The 10,698-nt window shown below is 60.5% G+C and carries 9 protein-coding genes; all 9 read left to right on the top strand.

The window, feature by feature from the left end; genetic code table 11:
• Window positions 1–125 precede the first annotated feature (125 nt).
• The 9 genes from DW913_RS08420 (at window position 126) to murG (ending at window position 10,617) form a co-directional block, all read left to right on the top strand.
• Window positions 126–560 (top strand): division/cell wall cluster transcriptional repressor MraZ, encoded by a 435-nt coding sequence (locus tag DW913_RS08420; protein ID WP_006234269.1) that lies wholly within the window; start codon window positions 126–128, stop codon window positions 558–560.
• Between the two features lie 20 nt (window positions 561–580).
• The gene (gene rsmH, locus DW913_RS08415; RefSeq protein ID WP_006234266.1) at window positions 581–1,546 is read left to right on the top strand and encodes a 16S rRNA (cytosine(1402)-N(4))-methyltransferase RsmH; all 966 of its coding nucleotides are present in this window, start codon (window positions 581–583) and stop codon (window positions 1,544–1,546) included.
• Between the two features lie 90 nt (window positions 1,547–1,636).
• Window positions 1,637–2,107 carry a hypothetical protein gene (locus DW913_RS08410; protein WP_022094483.1) on the top strand — a complete coding sequence of 157 codons (471 nt, stop codon included), beginning with the start codon at window positions 1,637–1,639 and terminating at the stop codon, window positions 2,105–2,107.
• Window positions 2,108–2,289: 182 nt separating this feature from the next.
• Window positions 2,290–3,990: a penicillin-binding protein 2 gene (locus DW913_RS08405; protein ID WP_332068160.1), complete on the top strand. Its 1,701-nt coding sequence runs from the start codon at window positions 2,290–2,292 to the stop codon at window positions 3,988–3,990.
• A gap of 128 nt (window positions 3,991–4,118) precedes the next feature.
• On the top strand, window positions 4,119–5,543 hold the full coding sequence (murF, locus tag DW913_RS08400; protein WP_117765913.1) for a UDP-N-acetylmuramoyl-tripeptide--D-alanyl-D-alanine ligase: 1,425 nt from the start codon (window positions 4,119–4,121) through the stop codon (window positions 5,541–5,543).
• A gap of 3 nt (window positions 5,544–5,546) precedes the next feature.
• Window positions 5,547–6,566, top strand: coding sequence for a phospho-N-acetylmuramoyl-pentapeptide-transferase (gene mraY / locus DW913_RS08395; protein ID WP_089571579.1), 1,020 nt, complete (start codon window positions 5,547–5,549; stop codon window positions 6,564–6,566).
• A 9-nt stretch (window positions 6,567–6,575) separates the two neighbouring features.
• On the top strand, window positions 6,576–7,982 hold the full coding sequence (murD, locus tag DW913_RS08390) for a UDP-N-acetylmuramoyl-L-alanine--D-glutamate ligase (protein WP_117798219.1): 1,407 nt from the start codon (window positions 6,576–6,578) through the stop codon (window positions 7,980–7,982).
• 9 nt (window positions 7,983–7,991) lie between these two features.
• Window positions 7,992–9,512 carry a putative lipid II flippase FtsW gene (gene ftsW / locus DW913_RS08385; RefSeq protein WP_158566224.1) on the top strand — a complete coding sequence of 507 codons (1,521 nt, stop codon included), beginning with the start codon at window positions 7,992–7,994 and terminating at the stop codon, window positions 9,510–9,512.
• A complete protein-coding gene (murG, locus tag DW913_RS08380) occupies window positions 9,502–10,617 on the top strand; it encodes an undecaprenyldiphospho-muramoylpentapeptide beta-N-acetylglucosaminyltransferase (RefSeq protein WP_089571582.1) in 1,116 nt (371 codons plus the stop codon). Before ftsW ends, murG begins: the two co-directional genes overlap by 11 nt.
• Window positions 10,618–10,698 lie beyond the last annotated feature (81 nt).

Here is a 10,698-nt window from a genome sequence, read left to right as displayed (position 1 = left end):
GGGGTGGGGGAAGGGGTGGGGAAAGGTGTTGAAAAATGGGGCGGTTCCCCATATTATTAATGACGTCGACAGGCGGGGTGGTTCCCCGCGTACGTGCCATCTGAGTAACCGAGGGGAGGGCGCACATGGGAATGACTGGTGCATACGAGCGCAATCTCGATGCAAAAGGTCGTCTGTCCCTGCCTGCACCCCTTCGCGAGGAGCTTGGAGAGCACGTTCGCGTGTTCAAAGCCCTGGATGTCGATGCTCTGTACGTGTTCTCTGCCGAGGCCTTCGATAAGTGGGTCGAAGGACTCTTCGCGGGTCGTGAGGGCCACGAGGGTTTTAACCCGCGTGACATTAACGACCAGAAGCTCATGAGGGCGATCAACAAGCGCACTACGTCGATGGACGTGGATAGCGCCGGTCGTATCGGTCTTTCCGAGTCTCTCCGCAAGCAGGCGAACCTCGACCGCGAGGTCACGGTTGTGGGCAACTACGACCACCTTGAGGTTTGGGATCGCGCCGCGGCCGATGAGGACGATGACGATGAGGCCCTGCTGGACCTCTTCTTCTCGTAAGGGCAAGGCACGGGTAACGGATGGAGCGTGGGATCTTGACACAAGAATATCGGCATGAACCTGTCATGCTCGGCGAAGTGCTTGAGTCGCTGCGGCTAAAGAGCGGCTCCGTTGTCTGCGATTGCACCCTTGGCGGTGCCGGCCATTCGGTAAAGATGGCCGCGCAGGTGGGGGAGACGGGCCTTTTGCTCGGCGTCGATCAGGACGACATGGCCCTCGAGGCCGCTGGCGCCCGTCTGGACCGCGAGGTTCCCGGCGTTCCGCACCAGCTGCTGAAGGGCAACTTCGGCGACTTGGACGAGCTGCTTTGCTCGGCCGAGGTGCCCGGGGTCGATGGCTTCCTGTTCGATTTGGGCGTTTCGTCACCGCAACTCGATATCCCTGGCAGGGGCTTTTCGTATAACGAGGACGCCCCATTGGACATGCGGATGGATCCGGGTAATAACACCTTAAACGCAGCTGAGGTCATCAACACCTATAACGAACACGACCTCGCCCGGATTCTACGCGTCTACGGCGAAGAGAAGTTCGCCTCGCAGATCGCGCGCGAGATCGTGCGCCGCCGCGAGCAAGAACCGATCGAAACCACCGGCCAATTTGTCGAGATCATCAAGGCGGGTATCCCGGCTGCCGCTCGTCGGCATGGCGGACACCCGGCCAAGAAAAGTTTCCAGGCCATTCGCATCGAGGTCAATCACGAGCTCGATGTGCTCGAACGAGGGCTTGATGCCGCCACCAGGTGGCTCAACCCGGGCGGACGTATCTGCGTCATCTCGTATCACTCGCTCGAGGACCGTATCGTAAAGAATCACTTTAAGGAGATGAGCCAGGGGTGCACGTGTCCGCCGGAGATTCCGGTGTGCGTGTGCGGCAACGTGCCGATACTCAAGGTCATCACTCGCAAACCCTTGGTTGCCCAGCCTGATGAGGTTGAGCGCAACCCTCGGGCGAGATCAGCCAAAATCCGCGTGGCGCAGCGTCTGTAGGCGCGACCGCGCGATATTGGACCTCCCGCTCGCACCATAAACGAAGCTTAAACATACTACCAACGTACTCGGGATGGGAGGCGGCATATCATGGGCTACAACACTTCAAGCGCAGCACTCGCCTATGATATGAACGCCATGCCCGCCTATCGTGAGACGCCGCAGGCCCCCGTTGCTCCCCGTGAGCAGCGCACGCCGCGCTTTGATGTCTACACGGGCGCGGGCCGTCAGGCAAACCAGGCGGTAAGCCCGGTTTTCATGAGCGTTCTTAAAACGTTTTGCATCATTGCGGCTATCTTCATGACGATCGGCGTCGCCCGCGTGGCGCTCGCCGGCGTTACGGCCCAGGTGCTCAACAGCAACGCCGAGCTTACCAACACGCTCGAAAAGGCGACCGATGAGAGCTCCGACCTGGAGGTCATGCATTCGGTCTATGGCGCCGACACGCGCATTCGCGACCTTGCGGGCGCTTATGGCATGGTGGAGCCCAGCGAGAGCGTTACACTTGACTTTTCGCAGGATGCAGCCGCGGGCGCCAACGCGACCGCGACCGCTCAGTAGCAAGACGGTAGCTGAGTATGACAAATGACTATCGCCGCGGTTCCGATGGGGGCCGCGGTTCTGGACGTCCCTCGTCGCGGGGACGTTCTGGTTATCAAGGAACGGGTCGGCAATCTTACAACGCCGGGCAGTCCCGTGGCAACGACCCGGCGTCGCGACTTCGCGGCTCGGGCGGCCCTCAAGTGCATAACACCAGGTCGCGCAAGAGTTCGTCGACCGAATGGCTCACAGGCACGCCTCTGCCTCGCCGCAAAGCCGTCATGGGCTTCATTGGGCTTGGCTTGGGCTTGGGCGTCTTTCGCCTTGCCGACTATCAAATTGTCGAAGCCGATAAACTGCGCGAGCGTGCCGATGCGCGCCGCCTGCTTGCGCAGACCCTCTATGCCAAACGTGGCACCATCTACGACCGCAACGGTAACGTGCTAGCGTCGTCGGTCGAATGTCGCAACATCGCCGTGAACCCCCAGCTTGTCGAGGATGTTGACAAGACGGTGTCGGCGCTGGTCAAGGCAACTGGAATCGATAAAAAGACCTGCCGCAAGCTCGTTGAGTCCGATGGAACCTGGGTGTATATCAAGCGCCAGGTGGACGAAGACGACGCTGCGGCGCTGGAGAAGAAGAACCTGCCCGGCGTGCTTTTTGAGCAGGCCATGAAGCGCGTATATCCATACGGCAATCTGGCATCGCAGGTGCTGGGTGTAGTGAATGTAGACAACGACGGCTTGACGGGTCTCGAAAAGCAATACAACAAGCTTCTGACCGGCACGAACGGCTCTCTCGTACGCGAGCGCGCGAGGGACGGCAGCTATATCGCGGGCGGTGCCTATAAAAAGGTGGCTGCGGTCGACGGCGTTGATATCGTGACGACGCTCGACGTCAATATCCAGCGTGCGGCCGAGGATGCCCTGGCAGAGGCTGTCGAGAAGACAAAGGCCAAGAACGGCTCGGCGCTGGTCACCGATCCTACGACAGGCGAGATCTTGGCAGCCTGCTCGTATCCGACCTACGACCAGACCAATTTGGAAAACGCCAAGACCGAGGATATGAACCTGCGCCTGGTCACCGACGCCTACGAGCCCGGCTCGGTCTTTAAGACGCTCGTGGCGGGCGCCGGCTTCGACTTGGGTGTCGTGCGGTCGAGTACGTCGTTTGAGGTGCCGGCGAGCATCAAGGTGGGCGACGATACCGTCACCGATGCCGACAAGCGTGACTACGCCATGACCATGGATGTGCGCGAGATGATGCGCCGTTCGTCCAACGTGGGTTTTGTCCTGGTGGGGCGCAAGATCGGTGCCGACGACTTTGCCGCCTATGTGGACAAGTGGGGCATCGGTCACAGCTCTGGTGTCGATTTTCCGGGCGAGAGCCTGGGCATCGTCAAGGAGCGTGACCAGTATGACGGCGCCACGCTGGGCTCGATGAGCTTTGGACAGGCGCTGTCTGTCTCGCCGATTGAGATCGCACGTGCCGTGGGCGGCATCGCCAACGGCGGCGTGATGATGACCCCGCACTTCTATAAGTCCAGCAAAGGCGACGAGAAGGACTGGGGCGAAGGCGAGCGCGCGATTTCGGAGGACGCCGCATCCCAGGTGACATCGTGCATGCAGACGGTCGTGTCGGAGGGAACGGGCGTTGGCGGCGCGGTTGACGGCTATGACGTGGCGGGTAAGACCGGTACGGCCGAACGTGCCGACGAGAACGGCGGCTACCTCAAGGAGAACTACATGTCGTCCTTTATGGGCTTTGCACCGGCACAATCGCCCAAGGTGCTGTGCTATATCACGCTCGACGGAACGCCGAGCGGCTCAGATGCCGCTGCGGTGCCGTTCCAGTCAATTATGGCCAACGCGCTCGACGTGCTGGGTATCCCGCACACGAAGTAGGGGGTTACAATCTTTGGGGCGTGGTTTGTTGTCCCATATGAGGGGTGTTCACATGCCCTGCACCACGCATGCGCGGCGCTGGGATACAATACGCCGATAGCATTATTTAGGTTTACAGGGGAGCTGCAATGATAGAGATCGCCGTCAACAACCTCGCGGCCGCAACAGGGGCCCGAACCGTGACGGGAGAAGTCGATCTGGTATGCCGCGGGTGCGTTATCGACTCGCGCCAGGTCGAGGAAGGGACGATTTTCGTCGCCTTTCCCGGTGAAAACGTCGACGGCAATGATTTTGCTTCCCGTGCCGTCCAGTCGGGTGCCGGCGCCGTCGTGATGACGCGTGAGCCCGAGGCCGAGCTGGTCTCGCTGGCGCAGGACAAGGGCTGTGCCATCTTGCTGACCGATGATCCCGAGGAGTTTCTGCTGCGTTTGGCGCACGCGTATCGCCTGGAGCTTGGCTGCCTGGTCGTTGGCATTACCGGTTCCATCGGCAAGACGACGACCAAGGACGTGCTCGCCGCTGTGCTCGCCAAGCGCTATCGTGTCTGGGCCACCAAGGGCAATTTCAATAACCTGATCGGCATGCCGCTCACGGTGCTTTCCGCTCCGGCCGATACCGAGGTCCTGGTGCTCGAGATGGGCATGAACCATTTCCACGAGATCGAGCGCCTGTCTCTGTCTGCCAATCCCAACCTTGCCATCGTGAGCAAGATCGGCACCTCTCATATCGGCATTTTGGGCAGCCGCGAGAACATCGCCCGCGCTAAGGCCGAGATTGTCCAGGGCATGTGCGCCGCCGGCGACAATTTGCCGCTGCTGGTTTTGGGCGGCGAGGACGACTTTACGCCGTTCATTCGCGACACGTTCGCCCAGCCTGCTGGTATCGACGTGATGCTGGCCGGCGTCTCGGACGATGATGAGGTCCGTGCCCGCGACATTCGTGTTGATGACGAAGGCCGTCCGGTCTTTACGCTCGATTTTGGTCAGGGCGAGACAATCGATACCATGCTTGCCATCCCCGGCGTGCAGTCCGTTCCTAATGCCGTTAAGGCCGCCGCGGTTGCCTATCGCCTGGGCGTGACGCCCGAGCAGATCGATGCTGCCTTTAGGGGTCTTACGATCACCGGGCACCGCCAGGAGATCAAGCGCGCCAAGAGCGGTGCACGCATCATCGACGATTCCTATAACGCCAGCGCCGAATCGATGGCAGCCGGTCTCGATCTGCTGTGCTCGCTTTCGTGCACGGGGTCTCGCATGGCGATCCTGGGCGAGATGGGCGAGATGGGCGATGAGGCTCCTCGCATGCATGAGCTCGTGGGCGCCTATGCCGCCGCCAAGAAGCTCGACATGCTGGCGTGCGTGGGTGGTGAGCTGGCCCAGCTTATGGCCGATGCCGCACGCATGATGGGCATGGACGAGGACCGCATCCAGGTGTTCTCCGATTATCAGCAGGTGCTCGACGGCATGGGCGGCGCGCTTGAAAAACATGATGTTGTACTGGTCAAGGGTTCCCGCTTTGTTGAGCTCGACCGCTTTGTGGAAGGTGTGTGCTAGCCCATGTTCGGCAATCCCTCGTATCCAACGTATCAGGCTTTTTTGGGGCTTGGCATCGCCGCAGCCATTGCGCTGCTGCTCATGCCGTGGTGGATCAAGCTGCTCAAGGTCGAGGGTATCGGCCAGCAGGTTCGTGCCGACGGCCCCAAGCGTCATTTGGTTAAGCAGGGAACGCCCACCATGGGTGGCGTTGTCATCCTCGTCGCGATCTCGCTGACCTGCCTGCTGATGGGCAAGCTCACCACCGAGCTCGTGCTCGTGCTGCTCGCCACGCTGGCGACCGGCGTGCTGGGCCTGATCGACGACCTGACCTCCGTTACGCATGGGCGCTCGCTCGGTCTGACGCCCCATGCCAAGATGATCGGCCTAACCATTATCTGTGTCACCTTTACGGTACTTGCCGTCAACTGGTGCGGCGTCGCCCCCGAGATTCGTTTTCCCGGTGGGTTGACGATCGACCTTGGCGTGCTTTCGACCACCATCTGCGGCTATTCGTTCCCGTGGCTCTATATTGTCTTTTGCTGGCTGATGATTGCCGGTCTTTCTAATGCCGTGAACCTGACCGATGGCCTTGACGGTCTTGCTGGCGGCACCTCCATGATCGCCATGCTCGCCATGGCTGCCATGGCGTTTTTGCACGGAGACGTGAACCTGTCCATCTTCTGCACCGCGTGTGCCGGTGCCTGCTTGGGCTTTCTGTGGTTCAACTGCTATCCGGCGAGCATCTTTATGGGTGATACCGGCTCGCTTGCTCTGGGCGCCGCGTTTGCCTGTACGTCCATCATGACTAACACCGAGGTCGTCTCCCTCATCATCGGCGGCCTGTTTATCGTTGAGACTCTGTCGGTCATGATTCAGGTTGTCTACTTCCACTTTACGCACAAGCGCGTCTTCCTTATGGCGCCCATCCATCATCATTTCGAAAAGAAGGGTTGGGCCGAGACCAAGGTCGTCATTCGTTTTTGGATTATCGCTGCGGCATTTGGTGCCGTTGGCCTTGCTCTGTTCTTCCAGTTGGGATAGTGGTCTTTCATGCCTCTTGCTGATGTCTTTAGCCTGCTCGTTTTGGGTCAGGGCAAATCAGGTCTCGATGTCGCCCGCTGGGCGCTGGCACATCCCGAGCGCGTAAGCGCCGTTACCGTGTATGGCGGCGGCACCTCTGAGCCCAATGACGCCACGCGTGCGCTCGAGGCTGCTGGTGCGTCGTTTGTCTATGGGACCGAACAGGTCGAGGGCGCCTATGACGTATGCGTGACGTGCCCGGGCATCTCGGAGTTCTCGGGCTTCTTTAAGGCCGGGCGCGAGCATGCCGCCCAGATTATGGGTGAGCCAGAGTTTGCCTATCGCCTGTCGCCCGATAACTGGATTGCCATCACGGGCACCAACGGCAAGACGACTACCACGTCGCTGACTGATTATCTGCTCAAGGCTGCCGGCGAGGCCAGCGTAGCTGTCGGCAACATCGGCGAGCCGCCGGTCAACGAGATTGACGGCCGAGCCCACAACGAGTGGTTTGTGGCTGAGCTCTCGAGCTATCAGATTGCTACGACCACCGAGCTCCACCCTCGTGTGGCTGTGCTGCTCAACATCACTCCCGACCACTTGGGCTGGCATAAGAGCCATAAGAACTATGCGCTTGCCAAGATCAAACTGTTTGACAATATGGTCGATGACGATCTGGCGGTTGTCGACGTCGAAGATGCCGGCATTCACGAGTTCGATGAGTACATCTACACGCCGGGTCGTCGCATCTGCAAGGTTGCCTTTGACGAGCCAGAGGGTGAGGATGTCGCCTTTGTGCGCGATGGCAAGATGATCGTGCGCCTGAAGGGCGTCGAGACCCCGCTCATCGCTACATCCGAGCTCAAGATCTCGGGCCATCACAATGTTATCAATGCCCTGTGTGCTGCCACGGCTGCCTTGGCAGTCGGTGCCGATGTCGATGGTGTCTGCCGCGGTCTGGCCTCGTTCCAGCCGCTCGAGCACCGCGTGGAGCCGTGCGGCGAGATTGACGGAGTGCGCTACGTCAACGATTCCAAGGCGACCAACACCGACGCGGTCGAGAAGGCACTGACGGCATTTCCCGATGACAACGTGATCTTGCTGCTCGGCGGTCACGATAAGGGCACGCCGCTCGCGGACTTCGCGCGCGTTGTCATGGATAACGTGCGCTCGGTCGTCTGCTTTGGCGATGCGCGCGAGCGCTTTACCGCCGCTATGGACGAGGCCGATGTCGATGGCGATGTGGATATCGCCCAAGCGGATGACCTACGCGATGCCGTGGACGTTGCCCGTTCGCTGTCGAGCCGTGGCGACGTGATCTTACTTTCTCCTGCCTGCTCTTCGTTCGATGAGTTCTCGGGCTATGAGGAGCGCGGCCGCGTGTTTAAGGACTATGTGGCCCAGCTTGCCGCTGCAGCGAAATCGCAAATGGAATAGGGGTTGCCGGTGAGAGAGGAGAGCCCCCGACAAGGTATGAGGAGGCCCGACTCGGACCGTGCTTCCTCGCGGCGCATAACACCGCGTTCCGGTCGCGGCGGGCAGTCGTTTAGCGAACGCTATATTGCCGGCGTTCCCGCCCGCATCATGCGCCCCCGTTTGATATTTATGGCCTGCCTGTTTACTTTGGTGTGCTTTGGCCTGTTGATGGTGTACTCGGCGTCTTCGGTCGAGGCGCTGCACGAGAATGGCTCGGCGACGTTTTTCCTGGGTCGACAGGCCGCGTTTGCCGTGGTTGGTGTTCTGGCGCTGATTGCCATCGTGCGCGTTTTGCCGGACAGCTGGTTTGGGGAGGATGTGCTTAGGATCTTCCTTATCGGCATGATGTTCTTGCTTCTGCTGGTGTTCTTGGTGGGAAGCGGCAGCCGTGGCGCCACGCGCTGGCTCAACATCGCCGGTATTCAGTTCCAGCCTTCCGAGTTTTTAAAGCCATTTGCCATTGCGTATTCGGCCATCATGCTTGATCGCTTCTTTTCGCCCGGTGGCAACATCAACGAATTCCTTCGCAAGATGGGCATCTACCTGGGAATTTCGCTCTTTCTGATCTTTATCCAGCCCGATTTCGGTACCGTCCTGATCATCCTGTTGACCCTCATGTGCATGGCGTTGTTTGCGGGTCTCGACCCCAGATTTATCATCGGCGTGATAATCTTCGGCATTCTCGTGATCGTGATTGCGCTTGTCGCAGAGCCGTACCGTATGGTGCGTATCCAGGTTGCCTTGAACCCTTGGGCCGACGAGTATGGTGACGGCTATCAGGCCACGCTTGCCATCATGGCCTTTGCCTCGGGCGGTCTGTTCGGCCGTGGCATCGGCAACTCAACCATGAAGTACTCGTATCTGCCCGAGGCGCACAATGACTACATCCTGGCCATCATTGGCGAGGAAGTCGGTTTTGTCGGAACCGTGCTGTTCTTCTTGGTGTTTGCGATGCTGATCTACTCGGCGTTTCGCATTGCCGAGCAGGCGACCGATCGTCGGGGCGCGCTCATGGCGTCTGGCTCCGCGGTCATTCTCGCGGTGCAGTTTTTGATCAATGCGCTGGGCATCCTCAACGTGTTTCCCATGACGGGCAAACCGCTGCCGTTTATTAGCTACGGCGGTTCGTCGATTATTGTGTCGCTTATGCTTGCCGGTCTGATCCTGCGCGTTTCGTACGAGAGCGCCCGTCGCGATGAGTACGACCGTCGCCGCGAGAGCTTTGCCGTTATGGATGAGAGTACCGCCGGCGTGCCCCACGTGCGCGGCGAGCGATCTTCGCGTAACGGCTTTACCGTTCTGGATGGCTCTGCGACCGAGCCGGCAGCCCGTCCACGCCCGCGAACGGCTCCGCAAGGTCGTCCGCAGCGCCCCAGCCCTCGCAGCGCGGGCGGCGGATATAATCGAATCGATTTGAACTCGGACCCGTCGGCGCGTTTGCGCACCGACGACCAGGGACCGCGTGTACGAAGGGACTACCATGACCGATAAGATGACCGTTGCTATTGCAGCCGGCGGCACGGCAGGGCATATCAACCCCGCGCTCGCCTTGGCCGAAGAGCTGCGTGACCGTGGCCACCACGTTGTGTTCGTGGGCCAGTCGCGCAAGCTCGAGGGTCGTCTGGTCCCCGAGGCTGGGTTTGATTTTGTGCCCATTACGGTTACGGGCTTCGACCGCTCCCGTCCTTGGACGGCGCTGACCTCGCTGTGGCGTGTCAACAAGGCCAAGCGTGCGCTCGCCAGTCATTTCTCAAAGGTCGGCAAGCCCGATGCCGCCATCGGTTTTGGTGCCTATGTCGAGGTTCCGTTGCTGGGGTGGTGCAAGGGCGCAGGCGTTCCGTATCTGCTGCATGAGCAGAACTCTGTTCCGGGCCTGGCCAACAAGATGATGAACTCCCACGCCGCCCGCGTGTGCATCTCGGTGCCGGCAGCGCGTTCGGTCTTTGAGCGCGAAGGTGACCCTGACCACGTGCTCATGACCGGCAACCCCGTACGTCGCTCGGTGATCGAGGGCGATCGCGCTCGCGGCCGCAAGGCACTTGGCGTTCCCGAGGACGCTACGCTGCTGCTCGTCTTTGGCGGTTCACTTGGCGCCCAGCACCTCAACGAGCGCGTGGCTTCGCTCAAAAACGAGCTGCTTTCGCGCAAGAACCTCTATGTGTTGCATTCGACGGGTGCCGACGGCTTTGAGGAGACCGAGCGCGCTTTGGCGCTGACGCCCGAGGAGGCGAAGCGTTACCGCGTCCAGCCTTACATCGACAACATGGGCGACATGCTGGCTGCTGCCGATTTGGTGCTATCGCGTTCGGGCGCATCGAGCGTGGCCGAGATCGCTGCGCTCGCCGTGCCTTCGGTGCTCGTGCCGTACCCGCATGCGACGGCCGACCACCAAACCACCAATGCCCGTTATCTGGTCGACGCCGGGGCCGGCGTGCTCTGCGCCGATGCCGATATCGACGGTTCTGCCTTTGCCGATGAGCTGCTGCACCTGGTCGATGACGCGGCGGCACGCGACGCCATGCGTCAGGCGGCGCGTGGTCTGGCTCAGGATAGGGCCGCCGCTCTTCTGGCGGATGCGGTAGAGGGTTTGCGTTAGTTAGACGGGATATCGTCGGTCGCCCTCGCGCTGATGCGGTAGGTGCGGTACAGTTAACGGGTTACAGGCAGTGTTTACGCA

Source organism: Collinsella sp. AM42-18AC (assembly GCF_003467965.1).
GTDB lineage: Bacteria > Actinomycetota > Coriobacteriia > Coriobacteriales > Coriobacteriaceae > Collinsella.
The sequence above is the reverse complement of the archived record's forward strand: the minus strand, read 5'-3'. Positions and strand labels throughout refer to the sequence as shown.